We start from the raw sequence: 22,188 nt of genomic DNA on the forward strand, positions 1-22,188 counted from the left end.
TCCACTTGGTCGTGTAGGGGCTCAGGCTACGACACCTGGCCCGCTACGTTATAGGACTGTTGCACTTCGCGGGCGAATCCACCCGGCCTCACCAAACACACGAGGGACCAACAGATGCTCAAACGGATTACTTTCAAGCGAGGCTCCACTTTCCAAAAACCCCCTCATGCGGTGAGCCCCTCGTTCCTAAGTCTTTCCCGGATGGAACCAATGATGTGCAACTGGTCAAAGCAGTAAACAGACGGGTTGTTGAGGCCGTTGTCTTGACTCCACCGATGAAGCGGCATCCCGCCCCCGCACACCGGCAACTCGGCGCATGACCGGCACCTTGACGCCGTCGGGCGTTGGATTTCATGGTAGCGGGCGAACTCCTCGCTTTGTACCAATTCAGAAAAGCCATGAGTGTGCACAGACCACGCTTGGTCGAACCGGTCGGCCCCCGGCTTAGTGCTCTTGAGGGTGTCATTCTTGGTGATGCTGCCATCAGTGTCGACGATGAGGATCCCATAGTCCATTTCACCCAACCCTTCCTTGACGCCCTTCCCGCCCAACACGAGCTTGATGAGATCGTCCAGGAAGCGAATCTTGGGCGGATTCATGTCGGCAAGATAGCAATCCAAAACTACTTCCAGCCACCTGCCATACTCGACCGATTGCGCTGCTGCCTTCCCATATGGGAGAATAGAGTGGTTGCCGTCCCGATAGAGAAAGTCGATTGAAGGCGAACCAAGCGACGTTAGGTAGGCATATACCTCGGCAGGCGGAGAGCGAGGATCGATGACAGCCAACACCCCGGAGAAAATGCGCTCCGTGGAGGGGTGGGCCTTCAGCAAAGTAATGCCGGCTCGGGTCTGGCTGTGCGTCCCCTGACCCTTTTTCCCAACCCTAAAGCGATCGTGGACCTCCTCCGGACCATCAATACTGATGGATAGCGAGACATTTGCCTCATCGCAAACGTCGAGGATTTCCTTAGTCAATAGGACGCCGTTGGATTGGATGGCAATCGGATAATCACTAGAAAGCCCCCCCCCCTTAACGCGGTCAACAGCTTTTTCAACCGCCTCGGCCCCATCATCATCGGCTCTCCGCCGTGAAGCACGATAGCGAACTTGCGTGCTTGGGCTAGCGCTAGTTCTGAGAGACGCTGACAAAGCGCATCGACTGTTGCGTCGCTCATGAGGGCAGGCATCCCACGCCAGCCTTCATCCCCCATATTGTAGACATAGCAGTAGGTGCAATCGATATTGCACCTACTGGCTACTTTCAACAGCACAGTGTCGACTTGAGTAGTCGACGAGCTCATCTGTTATGCCGGTTGTGCGTCCGATCATAGCGACCCATGGCCAATTCGTTGTTGCGAACCTCTTCAACCAAGCGAGTAAGCGTCGCGCTGGACACCGTTTTCAAGTCAACCTCCACCTCAACGCTAGTGTTTGGGGCGTCGATACTATCTTCGCTACGCAGGTAGTCCATATCTGAGCTCTTTATTGTGTAGGAGTGGTGATCCTAGCCGATGGAAACAGCACTGTAAATTATAATCATAGATAATTATCAGCACTTACAGACTTTCCGCATGTCGGACTCAGCCGTTCAATAATTGGAGAATCAATAAATATCAAATGCTTGCAACGTAGCTATGTTAGATCATTATCGACCGGTCCATCGGGTAACTCAACACGACGAAAGGGGGGCTCAGTCCTCTGGACTTTTGAACCTTAGACTCGGGGTGACGTCGGCAACGCGCCACCAGCAAGTAGGGCATGCACTCGTCAAAAAGCTATTTGACTAGCCCCATCGATCAGCTTGTCTTTACTGGATTTGCGACCATGCAGTGCACGAAGCCAAGTGCGCTTGGCGCTACTTGGCTGAAGCGGCCTATCGATTCGACCGCCGATCTCGCTTGGAACCGAGATGAGTGCGACTTGCACTGATGCGTGGCAAGCACTGACGAGAGCCAGTTTTGCTTACTGCGGGCAACTCTTATGCCTGAGCGAGGAGGCTTATCACGAAAACTCATCTCACGCCTGAGTGCAGTGCAGACAAGCGCGCGATGCAGCAAGTCGGACCCACATGCGCTCATTGATCGCCAGGCTGCTGGACAGAAGCCGGTCGACGTTGAGCCGGGAGCTGTCCATGGAGGACGCCAACGCTCTACTACGCACACGATTCAGGCAAGCGTTACTCAGCGATGCATTCGGCCACGGCGGTTTACATCAAGAACAGGCCTGTTCCAGCTGGTGCGCGATGATTTTGTCTTGACCTACGATTGCAGCACGGAGATGAAGTGATGTGCCGAATGTGGACGTTTGGTTAGTGGATCCGCATGCACCATGTCAGCGTGGAAGCAACGAAAACATCAACGGCCAGCTTCGCCAGTTCTTGCCCAAAAGCGTGAACAGACGAGTCAACCTTGCCAATCCGCCATGAACCGGTAGGTAGCGCTACTTCTCCCGCCGCCAATTGATCGAGCCCTTGGTCTCCACCGTGCTGGATTCGGCTTCCACGTCGAAGCCGCGGCTGAGCAGGTATTTGAGCGTCAGCACCGAGCCGCTGCCGATCATCGAGACGCCGTAGCCGACGTAGAGTTTTGGCGAGAGGTACTTGCCGAAGCCCACCACCGAGCCCAGCGTGCTGGATTGGCTGACGCCGGCGTCGTCCAGGCCGAGCTTGGCGCCGATCTGCGAGGCGATCAGGCTGCTGCCGGCCGACAGCGCGGCCGAGGCGGCGCTGACCTGCTGGGTTTCGTCGCTGCTGGCAGTGGAGAGGCCGCGGCCGAGCACCAGGTAGGACAACGCTTCGGATTGCGACATCGCCGGGTCCGACCACACGTCGGCACGCGGCGATTCGGCGCGGCCGCTGACGTCGATGCCGGCGGTGACGTCGCCGATCTTGCGTTCGGCGCGCAGGCTCACGCGCGGGTCGGAGACGATGTTGTTGTTCCAGGTCAGCTGGCCGCGGCTGATGGTCAGGTCCTGGCCGTAGGCCTTGTAGCGGCCGCGCACGTCGAGCCCGCCGTTGGCGGTCATTTCACGGCCCGGGCGGGCGCGGATCTGCATCTGCCCGCTCAGGCCGCCCTTCAGGCCGAAGCCGCTCATATTGACCTTGTCGCCCAGCACGATGGCCAGGTCCATATCCAGCGGCGAGGCCGGGGTTTGTTCCGGGTCTACCGGGTCCAGCACCACCACGTCCTCGGATACGGAGGTGCCGCGGTCCAGGCGTTCCAGGTCGATGTCGGCCTCGGGGACGCTGACCTTGCCGCGCAGTTGCATGGTGTTGTCGGTGATGCCGAACTGCATGTCCGGGTTGGCGATGATACGCAGCTCGCTGGTGTTGTAAGCCAGCACGTTTTCGCCGCGGATATTGAGCAGCAACGGCGTGCTGGTGCCGAACCACGACAGCCCGCCATCGATGGTGAGCGTGCCGGGGCCAGACTTGGCCGAGGCGGTGATCTTGGCCGAGCCGTCCGGCAGCGCGTCGAAGCGGCCCTTGCCCTCGCTCAAGGTCAAACCCATCGACGGATATTCGGCGGTGAAGTGACTCAACGTGGCATCGCCGCCCAGCAGCGGTTTGTCGCGGGTGCCGCGCAGGCTGACATGGCCTTCGACCAGGCCCTTGGGCTGCACCACATCGGCCACCACCAGCTCCAGCCAGTACAGCCGCGACATATTGAGATATAGCTCGCCGTTGAGTGGCGCGTAGGCATCCCACCCGGTGTTGAACTTGGCATCGACAAAGCCGGCGCCCTGGAAGCCGATACCCAGCTTGGCCTGGATCTGCTGCTGGGTGAAGTCGGCCTGCATGCTGAACTGGTCGTAGCGCAACACTTCGCCACGATTGGAATTGCCAGCCACCGCCGCATAGCGGGTTTCGCCCAGGCGGACGCCGCCTTCGGGCGAGGCGATGCGGAAGCTGCCTTCCCAGGCATTGCCGCGCGGCTTGAAACTACCGTCCAGCGTCAGCTCGCCACGCAGGTAGATCTGACGGCCTTGCTGCTTGGGCAACCACGGCTGCACCAGCGACAGCGGCAGCGCGTCGCCATGCACCACCATCCCCTCGCGCGGCCAGTTGGCGCTGGCGCACAGCGCGCCACCGGTGGCGGCACCCAGGCAGGTATCGGACAGCGTGAACGCTGCGCCGTCGGTGCTGAACTGCGCCGGCTGGCGCAATGCCCAGGCATCGCCTTTGGCCGGTGCGATCCGCAGCGTGGCGACCTGGCCCTGCCAACGCTCACCATTGCGCCGCACATCGCCCTGTAGCACGACGCTGGCCATGCTGTTGGCGATGTCGGCATCCAGACGCAGCGCTTCCACTGCGCCGCGTGCCTGCACGCGCACGCTGTCCAGCACCGTGCCGGCCTCGATCGCGCTGCCCTGCAAGGCCAGCTGCCCGTCGCTGCCGCGCCACGGCAGCCGGCCGCGCAGGCTGAGGCTCTGCGCGCTGTAGGTATTCCAGCGCAGGCCGTTGCCGGCGATGTCGGCGGTGATGTCCGGTGCAGTGCGCTTGCCGCTGACCTGCAGCTGCCCGCGCACCACGCCGGTGGCGCCCGGCAGCACATCGTCCAGCTGCAACGGTTGCAGTTGCGCGGCGATCTCCAGCTGGTCGCCGACCTTGCCCTTGGCGGTGATGCGGCTGGCACCCAGCGCCAGTTGCAGCTCGCCCTCGCCCTGTTCGCCACGCAGGGCGAACTTGCCATTGGCCGACAGCGCGCGCTGGCGCAGCTGGCCGGTCAGGCTGGGGATGTCTGCAGTGGCCTCGAAGCCCGGCGACACGCCGCCGGCCGGCGCCGGCAGCTGGCGGCCCTTGGAGGCGACCTTGCCAGAGAGGTTGCCGTTCCAGCCTGGGACGAAATAGCCCGGGTCGAACTTGGCCAGTTGCGCGGCCAGGTCCCAGTGCAGTTCCGGCGTCCAGCCCACCTCGCCGGTCACATCCAGCGCGCCACCCGGGGTGGTGGCCTGCACCTGCTTGAGCTGGGCGCGTTGGTCGTTGCCGCGCGTGTCGAACACCAGCTTGGCCTGCTGCCCGTCGCGCTCCACCATGGCGCGGCCGATCGCGGCCCACGCCTTCAAGGTGCCGGCCACGCCCAGCCGCGCCTGGCGCAGTTCCACCGGCACCAACGGCGCATCCGGCGTGGCCGGGTCCGCAGGTGGAGTGAAGCGCAGGCCGCTGGCATTGACCGCAAAGCGGAAGCTCGGGTTTTGGGAATCGCGGAAATCGGCGGTGCCGCGCAGTTGGGTGCGGCCTTCGAAGGTGTCGATCACCAGCGGTTCGACGGTCAGCACCTGATCGACCAGGCTGATATGCGAGGGCTGCAAGGTCGCGCTCAACTCACCCTGTTTGACGCTGCCTTGCAGGTCGGCCTTGCCGCCCTTGCCGGAGGCCTGCAGGTTTAGTGCGATCGGCGTGGCCGGGGCGGCGTACTGCCCATTGGTGGCCGGCATCAGCAGCGAGGTATCCAGCGCTTCGGTGACGGCCTTGAAGGCCCACGTGGGATCATCGCGACCGGTGAACACCAGGCTGGCCTGCAGCGGCGCCGGTGCACGGCCGGCGATGGCCACTTCCATCTTGTCCAGGTCCCCGCGCGCCACCAGCCCCAGGCTGGCCGGGGTACGGCCGCGTGCGGCCGGCAGCACCGCCGTGGCGGTGAGATCGGCGCGGTAAGCGTCGTTGGGGAGGTAATCCCCGTGCAGGCGGAAATCGCCCATGTCGGTGTCGATCACCAGATCGCGCGTCCGCAGTTCGCCGGTGGCCACTTCCAGACCACCCTGCATCTTGCGCAGTACGATCATCGGCTGCTGCAACTGGGTGATGCGCAGATTTTGCACATCGATCTTGTCGGCCTGGATCGCCAGCGGCACGGTGATCTGCGGCAGCGATTCGGGCCAGCTGGGGAGCTTGAACGGTTCGTCGCTCTTGCCCAGGTTCAAGGTGGCGTTGCTGACCTGCACCGCGTCCAGCTGCAGCTTGCGGCCGAGCAGCGGGCGCAGGTCCGGCTCCAGATACACGCGCTCGGCGGTGAAGTGGATGTCCTGATATTTGAAGTCGACATTGCGCAGGGTCAGCGGGCCGGCGACCGGGCCTTCGACGCTGCCGTAGGTAAAGGTCGCGCCAACCGGCAGGCGCGCAACGACTTGCGCCAGCAACACGTCACGCCCGGCCACGGTCTGCAGCAGCCAATAGAGGGCGACCAGGGCCAGCAGCACCAGCCCCAGCACGGTCAGGCCCGATCCCATCCAGAAGCGGCGGCGGCGATAGAAACGTGGGCGCGGAGCGGGCGGCGGCGTGGGCGTGCTCACAGGTTGGCCCCGATATCGATATAGAGCTGGAATTGCGAGTCGGGGTCGTTTAAGCCATGCGCGATATCCACCCGCACTGGTCCCACCGGCGAGCGCCAGCGCAGACCGAAGCCGATACCGGTGTGCCAGTCCGGGCGGTTGTCGAAGGCGCTGCCGCCATCGACGAAGACCGCCCCGCCCCAGGGGCCACCCTTGAGGTAATGCTCGTATTCGGCACTGGCGGTGACCATGTTCTTGGCACCGAGCGCGAACTCGTCCGGCTTGGGCGTGCGCGGGCCGACTTCGCGGAACGCATAGCCACGGATGCTGTTGGCGCCGCCGGCAAAGAACCGCAGGCTGGGCGGCATCGCCACCAGGTCGCTGGTCCAAGTGGTGCCGCCCTCCCCGCGCAGGATCACCCGGCCGTTGTCGCCGGCACCCAGGAACCAGCGCAACTGCCCGTACAGCTGGCCAAAATTGGTGTCCGAGCCGGCCCCTTCGGCACCGCCGCGGAGGAACATCTGCGCCGACACGCCGCTGCGCGGAAACAAGCGGTCGTCGACATTGACGTAGTTGGCCTGCAGCTGCGGGTAGACCAGGGTGGAGGTTTCGTACACCGCACCTTCGAAGTCATCACCACTGCTGAAGCGCCAGCGCTCGCGCAAGGCGTTGATCGAGGCGATGGCGCTCCAGCGTTCGTTGATCTGGCCACTGCGGCTGCCGGTGAGCTTGACGTTGCGCAGGTCGATGTACTGGGTCTGCTCGTCGTACAACCGCGCCGAGGCGGTATACCAGCCGTCCAGCCAGCGGAATGCCGGTACCCGATAGCTGGTGGTCAGGCTCTTGCGGTTCTGCGCGTAGTCCAGTTGCGTGTCCATCTTGTGACCACGCGAATTCACATAGCGCCGCTCCACGCCGCCGCGCACACCAGCCCCGCTCTCGCTGCCGAAACTCAGGCCCGAGGTGTAGATGGTGCGTTTGGCGCGGGTGAGTTTGACGTCCACCGGCACGCGGCCCTGGTCGTCGGCTTCTTCGGGCTTGGGCTGGATGTCGATGGTGCTGAAGTAGTCCAGCTTGGTCAGCGACTCGCGCAGCCGGTCCAGCTTGCCTTCGTGGTAGTAGCTGCCTTCGTCCCAGTAGACCAGGGGATCGAATAGCCCATCGCGGAAGTAGTCGTAGTCGAAGCGCACCTTGCCCATGTCATAGCGGCGGCCGCTGTCCCAGTTCAGGTCGATGTCGGCGGCGTGTTCGGCGCGCGTCACCTCCACCCGCCGCCGGGTGAGGTCGGCATCGAAATAGCCACGCTCGGCCAGCCGACGGGTGATGCGCACCTTGCTGGATTCATACTGCGGGTGGCTGAACACCTGGTCCGGGCGCGGCTCGAATTGCTTCAGGTCCTGGCCCAGGTAGCGGTCCTGCTCGGCCCAGCCGGTGATGGAGATATGCGAGGTGCGCACGCGCACCGGCTCGCCGCGTTCCACCGCGATCACCACCGTCACCCGGTCGCCGCTGCGCGGTGCCGCCAGGGTGATGGTCGGGGAGTAATAACCAAATGGTTCCAAGGCCTCGCGGGTCTGCCGTTCGGCCTGGGCCAGCAGGTACTCCAGGCGCGACTCGCCTTGTTCCTTGCCCACGGCCTCGTACAGGGACAGGGAGACCTGGATGTTCTCGATCATCTCGGCGTCGTCGCCGTCGTCCAACCCCTTGATTTCGATCTTGTCGATGGTTGCACGTGCAACCGCTTGCAGCGGCAGGAACACGGTACACAGCAGTGAGAGAGCAAACGCGGCTTTGAGCATCCGCCAAGGATACCCAGCCCCGCTGTGAAGGGACAAAAAATGTCGGCCATTCTGACTATACGGCGGGTAATGGAATGGCTACAGTCGGACAGTTGTTAACGTTTCGTTGACACGCATTGCGCGGCCCCTTCGGCTTGCCGCGCCCGTTCGGCACCTTTGGAGAGAGGTTTTCATGAAGCGTCATCTGTTGGTTACCGCCGTGTGGACCGCCCTGGCGATGCCGTCGCTTGCCACCGCGCAGCAGCAAGGCGAAGTCACCCAATTGGACAAGGTCACCGTGACGGGGTCGTTGATTCCGCGTTCCCAGGTCGAGACCGCCACACCAGTGTTCTCGATCACCGCCCAGGACATCCAGCGCCGCGGCTTCAAGGACGTCTACGACGTGCTGCGTTCGCAACCGATGGCGACCGGCTCCGTGCAGGATGGCCAGTTCAGTGGCGGCTTTACCGCTGGCGCCAAGTCGTTGAGCCTGCTGGGACTGGATCCCGGCTTCACCCTGGTGCTGATCGACGGCCGGCCGATGGCCGACTACCCCTTGCTCTACAACGGGCAGAGCAACTTCGTCGACCTGGCCAGCGTGCCGGTGGGCATGGTCGAGCGCATCGACGTGGCGCCCGGCAACCAGTCCTCGATCTACGGCTCCAGCGCGATCGCAGGCGTGGTCAACATCATCCTGAAAAAGCGCATGGACGGCGTGCAGATGAATTACCGCATGGGCACCTACGACGGCGGTGGCGGCAACAACCAGCGCTTCCAGCTCACCGGTGGCAACGAGATCGGCGGCGCCAATATCGTGTGGGGCCTGCAGCTCAACAACCAGGACCCGATCTACGGCTTCCAGCGCCGCGATTTCGATTCCACCAACGACAATCCAGACCCGACCCTGCGCTATGGTTCACGCATCGCGCTGCACAGCCTCCCCGGCCCCCCGGCCAGCTATGTCGATCCAGGCGCGGACAACTGCGCTGCGCTGGGTGGGCTGTTCAATGGATCGGTGCAGTACGACAACCGCGCCAACCGTGGCAACTTCTGCAGCAGCCGTGCAGTGCCCGGCTATGCCAGCATCCTCAACAAGGAACGCAGCGCCAGCGGCTATGCCAACCTGAGCTATGCCTTCAACGACAACGCCGAGCTGTACTCGACGCTGCTGCTCAACCGCACCAAGGTCGAGGTCAACGGCGGGCCGCGCTTCTGGCAAACCTCCGCCGATACCGGCGGCCTGTTCTACAACCAGAACAGCCAACAACTCGAAGGCTATCAACGCGTCTTTGCGCCGGAAGAGGCCGGCGATCTGGATTTCAACAACGACCGCCAGACCGCCGATTCCTACAACATCGCCATCGGCATGAAGGGCGGCCTGGGGGCCAGCAACTGGACCTATGACACCTTCTACTCGCGCTCGGAGTACCGCATCGAAAGCCGCCAGCAATGGCCGTTGGCGGACCGCATCGAAGACTTCTTCCGCGAACAATTCCTCGGCGCTCCCCAGGGGGATTATTACGGCTACCCGATCTACTCGCCCAACGATGCCAACTTCTATCGCGCGTTGACGCCGGCGCAGTACCGCAGCTTCAACGATGAAATCCGCACCAAGTCCAGGACCTGGACCCAGAACGTCAACCTGCAGCTGACCAACACCGAGTTGTTCGACATGCCGGCCGGGGCAGTGGGCATCGCCGGCGTCTTGCAGGCGGGCAATCAGTACTGGACCAATCCGACCGACCCCCGCGTCATCGCCGGCGACTTCTACCAACTGACCGGCACCCAGGGCAGCGGCAAGCGCGAAAACTGGGCGGCCGCCTTCGAGATGCGGGTGCCGATCCTGAGCACGTTGACGGCCAACCTGTCCGGCCGCTACGACGACTACAAGAACCAGGGTGGCGGTGGCGATTCCAAGTTCACCTACAAGGCCGCGCTGGAGTTCCGCCCGATCGAGTCGCTGCTGTTCCGCGGCAACTACGCCACTGCGTTCAAGGCACCGGATATGGCGTTCTCGTTCGCTGGCGACAGCGGGTTCTTCCAGGGCGTCAACGACTACTACCGCTGCGCGGTCGAAGAACCCAGCGTGCCGATTGCCGACTGTACCTATAGCGGCACAACCATCCAGGGCCGTCGGTCCGGCAATGCGGATCTGAAGTCGATCACTGCCAACTCCTGGGGCGCCGGGGTGGTGTGGTCGCCGAGTGCCCGCTTCAGCGTCAATGCGGACTACTACAACATCAAGATCGACCAGAAGGTCAGCGATCTCAGCACCGACAACCTGCTGCAGACCGAATCCGCCTGCCGCCTGGGCAGCCTACCCATCGGCTCGCCCACCTGCGTGGACGCGCTCGCGCGGATCGATCGCACCGCGGCCGATGCACCGGTGCCCAATCGCCTGAGCAATATCCGCATCAATCCGGTCAACATCTCCAACGAGGAAATCTCCGGCGTACTCACCAAGGCGACCTACAACCTGGCAACCGACTCCTGGGGCCTGTTCGTGTTCGACGCGCAGTACAACCTGACGCTCAAGCACGAAAGCCAGCAGTTCCCGCAGGACCCGGTACGCGACCTGCTCAACGAACCCTTCTTCTCGTCGGAGTTCCGCAGCATCACCAATGCCTCGATCACCTGGCAGAAAAACGCCTGGACCACCACCTTGTTCGGCCAGCGCTACGGCCGCACACCGAACTTCCTGGCGCAGCAGAGCACCGATGGCTACGCGGTGGAAGGCGCACGCAAGGTCGGTGCCTGGACCACCTTCAATGCGACGCTGGACTATGCGGTCAACGACGACATCTCGCTCACGGCCACGGTCAACAATCTGACCAACGAGCGGCCGCCGCGCGACCGTACCTACACCGACTACCCGTACTACAACATCTTCAACTACACCGGCTACGGCCGTTCCTACATGCTGGAACTGAACTGGCGTTTTGGCGCGCACTAACGTCTTGCGCAAGGCATGACCCAACGGCAGCCGTGACGGCTGCCGTTGGCGTTTCAGGCCGCGTCGCCTGCGCCCACGCGCGGTGCAATGGGCTGCATTGGCATGCTCAGGTAGCGCTCGTATCGATCAACCCGGCATGCGCCAGCGCCAGCCGTAACGGTTCCAGTTGCACCGCATAGCGGCGCCACGCTTCCAGATTGCGCCCGTGCACGCCTTCGCGCACCTGCACGCTGCTCAGCGTGGCCGATGCCGCGACATTGCGGGTGATATCCACCTGGCCAGGCTCGCAGTGCAGTGCGCAGCGCGCCATCAGCTGTTCCAGCACTGCGCCGGGGTCGCGCACCATCTGTGCATAATCCACGTCGATCACCCGCCCGGGCAACGCGGCCCGCCACTGCGCCATCAGCGCGTGATAGGCCTGGTAATGCCGTGCCAGCGTCTGCAGATCGTAGCTATACGCATAGGAATCGCCGAACAGCGCGCGATAATTGGAAAAGCACACCGCCATCGGCTCACGCACCAGATGCACGATCAAGGCATTGGGCAGCGCGCGTGCGATCGGGCCGATCGCCACTGCATTGGCTGGTAGCTTGTCGATGTACCAGCGCGCCGCGCCGGCACGCCACTGCGTCTGTTCCAGATAGCGCTGGCCGATCTGCGCGTAATCCAGCGTGGGAAGCGCCTGCAGCAGGCCTGTTTCCAACAGGCTGCGGCCGGCCTGGTCGGCGCCCCAGCGGAGTTGATGGCCGAAATCGTTCAACTCGCCGGCCGACACGATCTGCGAATGATTACCCAGCAAGCGCTCCAGCACCGTGGTGCCCGAACGCGGCAATCCAAGCACAAAGATCGGCTGTGGACCCTGCACCGCCATGCTGTCGCCGGTGGCGAACACGCCCTGCGCGGCCAAGGCACCCAACTGTGCATACTGCGCCGCTTCGGCGTCGGCATCGTGACGCAGCCGCGCGTGCATCGCCGCATTGCCGTGCTGCAGCGCGTCCCAGGCGGCCTCGGTCTGGCCGAGATCCTCCAGCTCCTTGTACAACGCGAACGCCAACCCGGCGCGGTCTTCGCTGTCCGGGGCGGCGTGCTGCAGCTGCTGGCGCAGTTGCTCGACATGCTGGCTGTCCGCCGTTTGACGGCGCAGCCGCGCTCTTGTCAACGCGGCGCGGCCGTAGCCGGGCTTGAGCGCCAGGGCGTGATCGAGCGCGTGCGCCGCTTCATCGAGCCGGCCGTTGAACTGCAACTGCACCGCCAGGAAGAAGCGGAAATCGGCACCATCGAAGCCGCAGGCCTGCGCGCGTTGCATCATTGCCAGCGCCTCGGGATGCTCACCCAGGGACTGATGCACATGCGCCAATAGGGCAAGCGTTGCACCCTCGGCGCACCGCTGCACCGAGGGATGACGCAGCAGCAGGTGCAACTGGCGATGCTCGCCCACGCGCAGCAAGGCCTGCGCCAGCCGACAACGCATGGCGACATCGGCATCACCTAGATCCCTGGCCGCCAACAGCAATTGCGCGACCGCCTCGCGCATCCTGCCGCGTGCCAGCACGGTGCCGGCCAACAGAATGCGCGCGGCCACATGCGTGGGCTCCACCTCCAGCAAGGTCTGCAGCGCCGCTGCCGCCACGCCCAGGTCGCGCCGTGCCAGCGCCGCCTGGGCGTTATGCCAGTGTGTCGCGCCGGCGGGGCTGGACATCAGCTGGACAGGTGCTCGATGGCGGCAACGCTGCCCAGGCGGTCGCCGAGCTGTTTGAGCAGGGCCAGGCGGTTGGCACGCAGCTGGGGGTCGTCGGCATTGACCATCACACCGTCGAAGAATGCATCCACCTGCGGGCGCAGGCGGGCCAGGCGCGCGAGCACGGCGACGTAGTCGTGGCGGTGTAAGGCATCACCGGTATCACCGATGGCCGCCTGCACCGCTTCGGCCAGCGCTTGTTCGGCCGGTTCGCGTAGCAGGCTGGTGTCGATATCGCCGGGGATCTCGACATCGACCTTGCGCAGGATATTGCGGATGCGCTTGTTGGCGGCAGCCAAGGCTTCGGCTTCGGGCAGCGTGGCGAAACTACCGATGGCATCGATGCGGCGGTCGAAGTCGTAGAGGGAGCCGTGAGTCGCGCCCAGGTGCGCTCCTACGCTATCCGGTGTAGGAGCGCCCCCGGGCGCGACCGAGAACAATGCAGCGACGGCGTTGAAGTGGGTTGCCGGCACTTTTTTGTCGGCGTAGTAGCCACGTAGGCGGTCGAGGATGAAGTCGAAGATTTCTTGGGCAAGCTGTGCGTGCTGCGCTGAGTCGATTTCAGGAATCGTTGCCTCGTTCGGCAGCGTAGCTTTTCTGACCAAGCGATCCCATGGCAGCAACTTGGATGCAGTCACCAACGTCGCCTTCAAATCCAGATCAAACCCCGACTCAATCACCGTCCGCGCCAACCCCAACGCATTACGCCGCAACGCAAATGGATCCTTGTTGCCGGTCGGTTTAAGCCCAGCCGCAAACCCGCCGGCCAATGTATCCAGACGCTCGGCGATCGCCAGCACCTTGCCCAGCGGCGACAGTGCGATGTCGTCGCCGGCAAACCGTGGCTGGTAGGCCTCATCGATCGCCAGCGAAATTTCGCCAGGCTCGCCAGCGGCCTTGGCGTAATGCCGGCCGGCAATGCCCTGCAGTTCCGGAAACTCGTTGACCATGCGCGATTGCAGATCGTTCTTGGCCAGTTCCGCAGCGCGACGCGCCTGCACCGGGTCGGCACCGACCTGCGGCGCAATCGCTTCGGCCAGCGCCGCCACGCGCGCGACCTTGTCGGCCACGCTGCCCAGCTTGGCCTGATACGTGACGCTGGACAGGCCTTCACCCATCGCCTGCAGGCCCTGCTTGAGGTCTTCGTCGAAGAAGAATTTGGCATCGGCAAAGCGCGGGCGGATCACGCGTTCGTAGCCCTTGGCCACTTCGGCCACGTCCCTGGAGACGATATTGGCAATGCCGATGAACTGCTCGGTCAACTTGCCGCCGTCGTCCAGCACGGGGAAGAACTTCTGGTTGATTTCCATGGTTTCGATCAGCGCTTCCTGCGGTACCGCCAGGAACGCGCGCTCGAAACTGCAGAGCACCGCCGACGGCCATTCGACCAGGTTGACCACCTGTTCAAGATTATCGTCGCTGATACGCGCGCTGCCGCCGGCCTGCCTGGCGGCCGCTTCGACCTCTTCGACGATGCGCGCGCGGCGCGCATCGGCATCCACCAGCACGTGCGCGGCGCGTAGCGCGTCGATGTACTCGCCCGGCGCGGCCAACGACACGGCGCCGTCATGCATGAAGCGGTGGCCGCGCGTCACGCGGTCGCCACGCACGCCCAGCAATTGGGCCGGAATCACCTCGCTGCCGAACAGCAGCACCAGCCACTGCACCGGCCGGGCGAAGGCGTAGTCGTGCGCGCCCCAGCGCATCGGCTTGGGGATCGGCATGGCGGCAATGGCCTCGCGCAGGATCTCCGGCAGCAGCGCGGCGGTGCGCGCACCCGGTGTCACTGCGCGGTGTACGAAGCGCTCGCCCTTGGCATCGCTGGTGCGCTCCAGCGCGGTCCAGTCGATACCGGCCTTGGCGGCGAAGCCGGCCAGTGCCTTGGTCGGCTGGCCGTCGGCATCGAGGGCGATGTTGAGGTACGGGCCCAGCACTTCGGAGCGCTGCTCCGGCTGCTCGGTGGCCACGCCCGGCAACAGCACCGCCAGGCGGCGCGGGGTGGAGAGGGGTTTGGCAGCGCCGCGCGTGACCGCCACGCCGCGCTTTTCCAGACCGCTCAGCACGCCATCAAAAAAGGCCTGCGCCAGACCCGGCAGCGCCTTGACCGGCAGCTCTTCGGTGCCCAGTTCGATCAGCAGGGGAAGTTGTTCGCTCATGTGACATGGACCTTTGCGTATTCCCTTCTCCCGTCGGGAGAAGGTGCCCCGAAGGGGCGGATGAGGGTACGGGCGAAGCTCTGTGGAGTTTGGGTGCGTGAGGGCTTCGCCACGTACCCTCACCCCAACCCCTCTCCCGTTGGAGAGGGGCTTGTTGCTTCCTTCTCCCGTCGGGACATTGTCCCCCTTCATGGGGGAGAAGGTGCCCCGCAGGGGCAGATGAGGGGACGGGCGAAGCTCTGTGGAGTTTGGGTGCATGAGGGCTGCGCCTCGTACCCTCACCCCAACCCCTCTCCCGCGGGAGAGGGGCTCTTGGTTACTTCTTCACGCCAGGAAACCCCAGCTTCTCGCGCTGCGCGTGATACGCCTGCGCCACGCCTTGCGCCAGCGCGCGCACGCGCAGGATGTAGCGCTGGCGCTCGGTCACGCTGATGGCGCGGCGCGCATCCAGCAGGTTGAAGGCGTGGCTGGCCTTGGTGACCTGCTCATAGGCCGGCAACGGCAGGCCGACCTCCACCAGATGCTTGGCTTCGGCTTCGCAGGCATCGAAGCGATGGAACAGCTCAGCAACATTCGCATGCTCGAAGTTGTAGGTGCTCTGCTCCACCTCGTTCTGGTGGTACACATCGCCATACGTCACTGCGGTGCCATCCGGGCCGTAGGTCCACACCAGGTCGTAGACGTTGTCGCAGCTCTGCAGATACATGCACAGCCGCTCCAGCCCGTAGGTGATCTCGCCCAGCACCGGCTTGCACTCCAGCCCGCCGGCCTGCTGGAAATAGGTGAACTGGGTGACTTCCATACCGTTGAGCCAGACTTCCCAGCCCAGGCCCCAGGCGCCCAGCGTGGGCGATTCCCAGTTGTCTTCGACAAAGCGCAGGTCGTGCACCAGCGGATCGATGCCCAGTGCCTGCAACGAGCCCAGGTACAGGTCCTGGATGTTGTCCGGATTGGGCTTCATCGCCACCTGGTACTGGTAGTAACGCTGCAGGCGGTTGGGGTTGTCGCCGTAGCGGCCGTCGGTGGGGCGGCGCGAGGGCTGCACGTAGGCCGCATTCCACGGCTCCGGTCCCAGCGCACGCAGGAAGGTGGCCGGGTGGAACGTGCCCGCGCCCACTTCCAGGTCCAGCGGCTGGATCAGCACGCAGCCCTGCTCGGCCCAGTACTGGTTGAGGGTCTGGATCAGGCCCTGGAACGTGATTGGAACGCGGGGGGAATCGGACATGCAGCAAGGGCCGTGCGAAAGGGGTGCGCTAGTATACCGACCGACCCGCAGCGCTTTGCCGCGGAGGATCGTGGCAGGGGGCAACCAGCATGGAACAGCGGCGTAGCGCCGACCCGGACAGCGCAGCGGCACTCCTGCCGCGCGGCCGGTTGATGTTCGACCCAGTGGCAGCTGCCCTGCTGGCCGATGACATGGTGGTGCCGCACGAACACGAGCGCGTGCAGTTCTCCGCCGCCGGCGTGCGCAACGCCAGCGAGGTGCATCCGCTGGTGCTGCTGGCCAACCTCAAACTGCATGCCGCCCAGCCGCCAGCCGGCGAGCTGGGCCTGGAACGGCTCACCGAATGGCTGGCCACCCGCACCGGGCTGCGCTATCTGCGCATCGACCCCACCCGCATCGATGTGGCCGCCGTCACCGGCGTGGTCTCGCATGCGTACGCACGCCGGCACCGCATCCTGCCGCTGGCGCTGGATGCCGAGCGCGTGTTGATCGCCACCAGCGAGCCGCTGGCGCTGGAGTGGCTGGCCGACGTGCAACACCTGAGCCGCCGCCGCATCGAGCTGGCCCTCATCAATCCGCTGGACCTGCATCGCTACACGATGGAGTTCTTCGGCGTCACCCAATCAGTGCGCGGGGCGCGTGGCGATGCGCGCAGCACCGAATCCAACGTGGGCCTGCCCAGCTTCGAACAGCTGGTGGAACTGGGCCGCGCCGGCGACGTCAACGCCGACGACCACCACATCGTGCATATCGTCGATTGGCTGCTGCAGTACGCCTACGAACAGCGGGCCAGCGATATCCATCTGGAGCCGCGCCGCGAAGCCGGGCGCATGCGTTTCCGCATCGACGGGGTGCTGCACAAGGTGCTGGAAGTGCCGCCGTCGGTGATGACCGCGGTGGTCAGCCGCATCAAGGTGCTGGGCCGCATGGATCTGGCCGAACGCCGCCGCCCGCAGGACGGCCGCATCAAGACCCGCTCGCCGGGCGGGCGCGAGGTGGAAATGCGCCTGTCCACCATGCCCACCACCTTCGGCGAGAAATGCGTGATGCGCATCTTCGATCCGGATTCCGCATTCAAGAGCATCGAGCAGCTGGGTTTCAGCCCGGAAGAAGCGGCCGGCTGGAGCGCGCTGGTGGAACGCCCGCACGGCATCGTGCTGGTCACCGGCCCGACCGGCTCGGGCAAGACCACCACGCTGTATTCCACGCTCAAGCGCTTGGCCACGCCGGACGTGAACGTGTGCAGCGTGGAAGACCCGATCGAAATGATCGCGCCCGAGTTCAACCAGATGCAGGTCCAGCAGAACATCGACCTGGATTTTGCCAGCGGCGTACGCACGCTGCTGCGGCAGGACCCGGACATCATCATGATCGGCGAGATCCGCGACCTGGAAACCGCGCAGATGGCGGTGCAGGCCTCGCTCACCGGGCATCTGGTGCTGTCCACGCTGCATACCAACGATGCGGCGTCGGCGATCACCCGTTTGCTCGATCTGGGCGTACCGCATTACCTGGTGGCCTCCACGCTCAACGGCGTGCTGGCGCAACGGCTGGTGCGCACGCTGTGCGTGCATTGCAAGCGCCCGCACACGCTCAGCGATGCCGATTGGGCGGCTCTGCGCGAACCCGGCGAAGCGCTGCCGGAGCCGCTGAACGTGCACGCGCCGGTCGGCTGCCTGGAATGCCGCCGCACCGGCTACCTGGGCCGGGTGGGCCTGTACGAACTGCTGCCGGTCACCCCGCGCCTGCGCACCCTGATCCGCCCGGACACCGAACTGGCCAGCTTCAGCCACGCCGCCCGCAGCGAAGGCCTGCGCACGCTGCGCCGCACCGGCCTGGAGAAGGTTGCCGCCGGGCTGACCACCATCGAAGAGGTGCTGTCGGTGTTGCCGCCGCGCGAGTAGGCGATCCCCTCGGCAGGCCGGGATTTCAGGTCCAAGGCGTCCAGTGGCGCCATTGGCGGCCGATATCCAGGGCACGCCACCGCCGTGGCCATCCCACCGACCCCACTTGCAGGGAATCAGGACATGTCATTCGGCAATGACCCGCAACGCCCGGACCGGGGCGCGGCTTGAAAAAAACCCGCCACTGCCGCCTACAATCGGGGGCATCTGTGGTGTCCGGGTGTTCGCGCATGTCCGTTTTGCCGTTTCTCATCATCGAAACCGGGCAACCCGTGCCGGCGATGAAGCGATACGGCCGTTTTCCGCACTGGATCCGCGTGGCCGCAGGGCTGGCCGAGCATGAGACGGTGGCCATCGACGTCGCCAATGGCGATGCGCTGCCCGACCCGGCCGGCTTTGCCGGGATCATCGTCAGCGGCTCGGCCGCCTTCGTCACCGACCGCGCCGACTGGAGCGAACGCAGCGCCGAGTGGCTGCGCACCGCCGCGCACCAGGGCATGCCGCTGCTGGGCATCTGCTATGGGCACCAGCTGCTGGCGCATGCGCTCGGTGGCGAGGTCGACTACAACCCAGCCGGGCGCGAGTCGGGCACCATCGCGCTGGAACTGCACCCACCGGCCGGGCAGGACCCGTTGTTTGCCGGCCTGCCGGCGCAGTTCCCGGCCCATGCCACCCATCTGCAGACGGTGGTGCGCGCCCCGGACGGCGCCATCGTGCTGGCCCACTCGCGCCAGGACCGCTGCCACGCGTTTCGCTGGGGCCGGGCCACCTGGGGCGTGCAGTTCCACCCGGAGTTCGCCACCCACCACATGCGCGGCTACGTGCGCGCGCGCGCCGAGTGCATCGCCCGCCATGGCCACTGCGCCCGCACCGTGGCCCGCGAGGTCACCGCCGCGCCGGTGGCGCGCAAGCTGCTGCGCCGGTTCGTGCACCACGCACGCGGTCTGCAGACAGTGAACATTCGTCCCGCCGCGCACACGTAAAAGCAGCGATAATCGCCTCACGCCGGATGGTCCGGCGCGCGTATCGAGCCGGAATGGGAATGAGCGAAATTCGTAAGGTGCCGGCGTCTGCCGGCGCGGAGTGGCTGTTGACCGGTTTCTCGCTGTTGAAGCGGGCGCCGCTGGCGCTGGGCTCGCTGGGGGTGATCTGGAGCGTGGCCGCCTCGCTGGTGGTGTCGCTGTCGGTGCTGGTGCCGTTGCTGGGCCCGGCCCTGCAGTTCCTGCTTGTGCTGGCCGGCCCACTGTTCATGGGCGGCTTGCTATGGGCGATCCGCGAAGTGGACGAAGGCCGCATCGCCAAGCCCTCGCATCTGCTGCACGGCCTGCAGGACGGCCGCGCGCCGCACCTGCTGGTGTCGCTGCTGCCGCAGCTGATCGCCGGCCTGCTGCTGGGCGTGCTGCTGCTGGTGATGATCGGCTCCAGCGGGCTGCAGCAGCTGGCGGAGGTGATGAACAAGATCAACCAGATCAGCCAGTCCGGCGCCCAGCCGGACCCGGTGCAGATCGAACAGCTGGCGGCCAGCCTGCCGGCCGGGCGCATCCTGCTGTGGCTGCTGCTGACCATCGCCACCTTCGCGGCGATGACGCTGGCGCTATTCGTGATGCCGCCGCAGGTGATGTTCGACCGCAGCACCGGCGGCCAGGCGCTGCGCGAGAGCCTGCGCGCCAGCCTGCACAACCTGCCGGCGATGCTGGTGTTCTTCGTGCTGGCCTTCATCACCCTCTTCGCGATCTATTTCGGGGCGACCATCGTGGCGTTGATCGTCGCGATGGTGGCCGGGCAGACCGTGGCGGTGTGGCTGTTGCAGCTATCGATGATGGCGGTGCTGATGCCGGTGTTCGCCGGCTCGATCTACGCGGCGTGGAAGCAGATGTTCGCCCACGAAGGCGCCGCCGCACCGCCCGCACCGCCCGCACGGCCGGATGTCTTCGCGGCCTGACGGCTTGCGGCCGTAGGAGCGCACCCGGGCGCGATGGGCCCTCCTGGGAACGCTTCGTCGCGCCCGGGTGCGCTCCTACGCCATTGGCTCGATGGTGCGCGCGCAGGTGCCGCACGCCGCTGAAGTTGGAATAGGCCACTTGCGGCGCGGCCGGTCGTGTCGATCCGGACCTTCAGTCCGCCGTACATCGCGCTCAGGAGGATGGCGGTGTGATGCCGGTGTTCGCCGGATGTGTCGGCCTGCCGCCGTAGGAGCGCACCCGGGCGCGATGGGCCTTCCTGGGAACGCTTCGTCGCGCCCGGGTGCGCTCCTACGCCATTGGCTCCATGGTGCGCGCGCAGTGCCCCACGCCGCTGAAGTTGGAGTAAGCCACTTGCGGCGCGGCCGGTCGTGTCGATCCGGACCGTCAGTTCGCCGTACATCGCGCTCAGGAGGATGGCGGTGCTGATGCCGGTGTTCGCCGGATGTGTCGGCCTGCCGCCGTAGGAGCGTACCCGGGCGCGATGGGCCTTCCTGGGAACGCTTCGTCGCGCCCGGGTGCGCTCCTACGGGAAATGTCGGTGGCTTGGGACGGCCACGCGATGACTAGCTTTCCTTCGGCCCCACCGCCCGCGAGGCGATGATGCCCAGCTCGTAGAGCAGGCACATCGGGATGGCCAGCATCAGTTGCGAGACCACGTCCGGCGGGGTGAGCACGGCGGCCAGGATGAAGATACCGACGATGGCGTAACCGCGGCCCTCGCTGAGCTGTTTGGGGCTGACCCAGCCCAGCAGCACCAGGATCACCAGGGCCACCGGCAGTTCGAAACTGGCACCGAAGGCGAAGAAGATCGCCAGCACGAAATCCAGATAGGAATTGGCGTCCGGGGTAATGGCGATCACGTCCGGCTTGAACGTGGTCAGGAAGTGGAACACCGCCGGCAGCACCAGAAAGTAGGCGAACGCACAGCCGATGTAGAACAGCGCCACCGCCGAGGCCAGCAGCGGGAAAGCCAGCTTCTTCTCGCGCTGGTACAGCCCCGGCGCCACGAAGGCCCAGGCCTGATACAGCAGCCACGGCACGCTGATGAACACCGCCACGAAGAAGGTCAGCTTCAACGGGGCGAAGAACGCGCCGGCCGGGTTCATCGCGATCATGGTCTGCCCCAGCGGCAGTTGCGAGATCAGCGGCGCGGCCAGCCAGGAATAGATCGCCCGCGAGAACGGCAGCAGGATCAGCAGCACTACGCCCAGGCCGATCAGCGCGCGCACCAGGCGGGCGCGCAATTCCACCAGATGTTCGATCAGGCTGCTTTCGGCCTGCGCATCATCGAACAGGCTCACGGCTGCTTCTCCTGCAAGGTGCTCGGTGCAGCCGGAGCCGGTGCGGTCCCCGGCTCGTGCGCCGGTCTGCCCACTGGCATCTGTGCGCTGGCAGTGTGCGCGGCACGCGGTGCCGGCACCAGGGTCTTGTGCGGCGCCGGTATCGGTGCCTGATGCGGCGCCGGAGCGATCGGCTGCGCCTGTGCAATCACTGGTGCGGCAGCCACATGGCCGGAAGCCTCTGCCGCGACGGCGACCGATTGGGCATTGGCGCCAGCCGCCGGATCCGCATGCGCCAGCTCCAGCGGCGTGGCCGCCGGCGTGGCGCTGCTGCGGATGTCGATATCGCGGCTGACATCCTCGTGCAGCGCGCGTGCGCCCTGTTCGACCTGCTGCTGCGTGTTGCGCAACTGGCCTTCGGCCTCGCGCAACGAGGCCTGCACGTCTTGGAGACTGCGCTTGAGTTCTTCGGCCTCCAGTTCGCGTTCCAGTTCCTGCTTGACCGAATCCCACTGCATGCGCGCGCGGCGCACCCACAGCCCGGCAAAGCGGGCGGCCTTGGGCAGGCGCTCGGGACCGAGGACCACCAAAGCGACGACCGCGATCAGCGTCAGTTCGCCAACACCAATGTCAAACACCGACGCTGCTCCGGGTCAGCGCGCGTCGCGGTCGCGTTCGGCCTGCGCCTCACGCGCCTGCTCGGCAGTGCGGGAGTCGTCACCGAGCTTGCCGGCCGGCTTGTCGTCGTCGTGCATGCCTTTCTTGAATTCCTTGACCGCGCTGCCGAGATCCTTGGCACCGCTGGTGAGCCGCTTGGTACCGAACACCAGCAGCACGATCACCAGCACGATCAGCCAGTGCCAAATGCTGAAACCGCCCATGATCTGCTCGCTTGCTGAAGAAGAAGGAAGACGCAGG

The 22,188-nt window shown here is 65.2% G+C and carries 14 protein-coding genes; 4 read left to right on the forward strand and 10 right to left on the reverse strand.

What is annotated here, in order from left to right; genetic code table 11:
* Positions 1 to 164: 164 nt before the first annotated feature.
* The 4 genes from XcuCFBP2542_RS16110 to XcuCFBP2542_RS16120 all read right to left on the reverse strand — a co-directional run bounded on the left by XcuCFBP2542_RS16110 (position 165) and on the right by XcuCFBP2542_RS16120 (position 8,071).
* Positions 165 to 977, reverse strand: a complete 813-nt coding sequence (locus tag XcuCFBP2542_RS16110; RefSeq protein ID WP_211293021.1) for a hypothetical protein — start codon at positions 975 to 977, stop codon at positions 165 to 167.
* Positions 978 to 1,299: 322 nt separating this feature from the next.
* Complete coding sequence (gene yhhA, locus XcuCFBP2542_RS20350) at positions 1,300 to 1,473, reverse strand: YhhA family cyclophane-containing RiPP (protein WP_425478047.1); 174 nt, start codon at positions 1,471 to 1,473, stop codon at positions 1,300 to 1,302.
* 968 nt (positions 1,474 to 2,441) lie between these two features.
* A complete protein-coding gene (locus XcuCFBP2542_RS16115) occupies positions 2,442 to 6,293 on the reverse strand; it encodes a translocation/assembly module TamB domain-containing protein (RefSeq protein WP_104604882.1) in 3,852 nt (1,283 codons plus the stop codon).
* Positions 6,290 to 8,071 carry an autotransporter assembly complex protein TamA gene (locus tag XcuCFBP2542_RS16120; RefSeq protein WP_104604884.1) on the reverse strand — a complete coding sequence of 594 codons (1,782 nt, stop codon included), beginning with the start codon at positions 8,069 to 8,071 and terminating at the stop codon, positions 6,290 to 6,292. The genes XcuCFBP2542_RS16115 and XcuCFBP2542_RS16120 overlap by 4 nt, the downstream gene beginning before the upstream one ends.
* 217 nt (positions 8,072 to 8,288) lie before the next feature.
* Here XcuCFBP2542_RS16120 and XcuCFBP2542_RS16125 point away from each other — a divergent pair, with 217 nt between their 5' ends.
* Complete coding sequence (locus tag XcuCFBP2542_RS16125; protein WP_211293023.1) at positions 8,289 to 11,003, forward strand: TonB-dependent receptor domain-containing protein; 2,715 nt, start codon at positions 8,289 to 8,291, stop codon at positions 11,001 to 11,003.
* Between the two features lie 106 nt (positions 11,004 to 11,109).
* On the opposite strand, the gene XcuCFBP2542_RS16130 is transcribed toward XcuCFBP2542_RS16125, so the two are convergent.
* The 3 genes from XcuCFBP2542_RS16130 to glyQ form a co-directional block, all read right to left on the reverse strand.
* A complete protein-coding gene (locus tag XcuCFBP2542_RS16130; protein WP_104604888.1) occupies positions 11,110 to 12,702 on the reverse strand; it encodes a tetratricopeptide repeat-containing sulfotransferase family protein in 1,593 nt (530 codons plus the stop codon).
* On the reverse strand, positions 12,702 to 14,897 hold the full coding sequence (gene glyS, locus XcuCFBP2542_RS16135) for a glycine--tRNA ligase subunit beta (RefSeq protein ID WP_104604890.1): 2,196 nt from the start codon (positions 14,895 to 14,897) through the stop codon (positions 12,702 to 12,704). The genes XcuCFBP2542_RS16130 and glyS overlap by 1 nt, the downstream gene beginning before the upstream one ends.
* Positions 14,898 to 15,213: 316 nt before the next feature.
* The gene (glyQ, locus tag XcuCFBP2542_RS16145) at positions 15,214 to 16,122 is read right to left on the reverse strand and encodes a glycine--tRNA ligase subunit alpha (protein ID WP_104604892.1); all 909 of its coding nucleotides are present in this window, start codon (positions 16,120 to 16,122) and stop codon (positions 15,214 to 15,216) included.
* A gap of 89 nt (positions 16,123 to 16,211) precedes the next feature.
* Between glyQ and XcuCFBP2542_RS16150 the strand changes: the two genes are divergently transcribed.
* The 3 genes from XcuCFBP2542_RS16150 (at position 16,212) to XcuCFBP2542_RS16160 (ending at position 19,968) form a co-directional block, all read left to right on the forward strand.
* The gene (locus XcuCFBP2542_RS16150) at positions 16,212 to 18,026 is read left to right on the forward strand and encodes a GspE/PulE family protein (protein ID WP_104604904.1); all 1,815 of its coding nucleotides are present in this window, start codon (positions 16,212 to 16,214) and stop codon (positions 18,024 to 18,026) included.
* 230 nt (positions 18,027 to 18,256) lie between these two features.
* On the forward strand, positions 18,257 to 19,009 hold the full coding sequence (locus tag XcuCFBP2542_RS16155) for a glutamine amidotransferase (protein WP_104604907.1): 753 nt from the start codon (positions 18,257 to 18,259) through the stop codon (positions 19,007 to 19,009).
* 59 nt (positions 19,010 to 19,068) lie between these two features.
* On the forward strand, positions 19,069 to 19,968 hold the full coding sequence (locus tag XcuCFBP2542_RS16160; RefSeq protein ID WP_104604910.1) for a BPSS1780 family membrane protein: 900 nt from the start codon (positions 19,069 to 19,071) through the stop codon (positions 19,966 to 19,968).
* A 585-nt stretch (positions 19,969 to 20,553) separates the two neighbouring features.
* Here XcuCFBP2542_RS16160 and tatC read toward each other — a convergent pair.
* Genes tatC through tatA form a run of 3 tightly spaced genes read right to left on the reverse strand, consistent with a single transcriptional unit; the run spans position 20,554 to position 22,151 of the window.
* A complete protein-coding gene (gene tatC, locus XcuCFBP2542_RS16170) occupies positions 20,554 to 21,291 on the reverse strand; it encodes a twin-arginine translocase subunit TatC (RefSeq protein ID WP_104604917.1) in 738 nt (245 codons plus the stop codon).
* On the reverse strand, positions 21,288 to 21,908 hold the full coding sequence (gene tatB, locus XcuCFBP2542_RS16175) for a Sec-independent protein translocase protein TatB (RefSeq protein ID WP_104604919.1): 621 nt from the start codon (positions 21,906 to 21,908) through the stop codon (positions 21,288 to 21,290). The genes tatC and tatB overlap by 4 nt, the downstream gene beginning before the upstream one ends.
* 15 nt (positions 21,909 to 21,923) lie before the next feature.
* On the reverse strand, positions 21,924 to 22,151 hold the full coding sequence (gene tatA / locus XcuCFBP2542_RS16180; protein WP_003484969.1) for a Sec-independent protein translocase subunit TatA: 228 nt from the start codon (positions 22,149 to 22,151) through the stop codon (positions 21,924 to 21,926).
* Positions 22,152 to 22,188: the final 37 nt, after the last annotated feature.

This window comes from Xanthomonas cucurbitae, assembly GCF_002939885.1.
Taxonomy (GTDB): domain Bacteria; phylum Pseudomonadota; class Gammaproteobacteria; order Xanthomonadales; family Xanthomonadaceae; genus Xanthomonas; species Xanthomonas cucurbitae.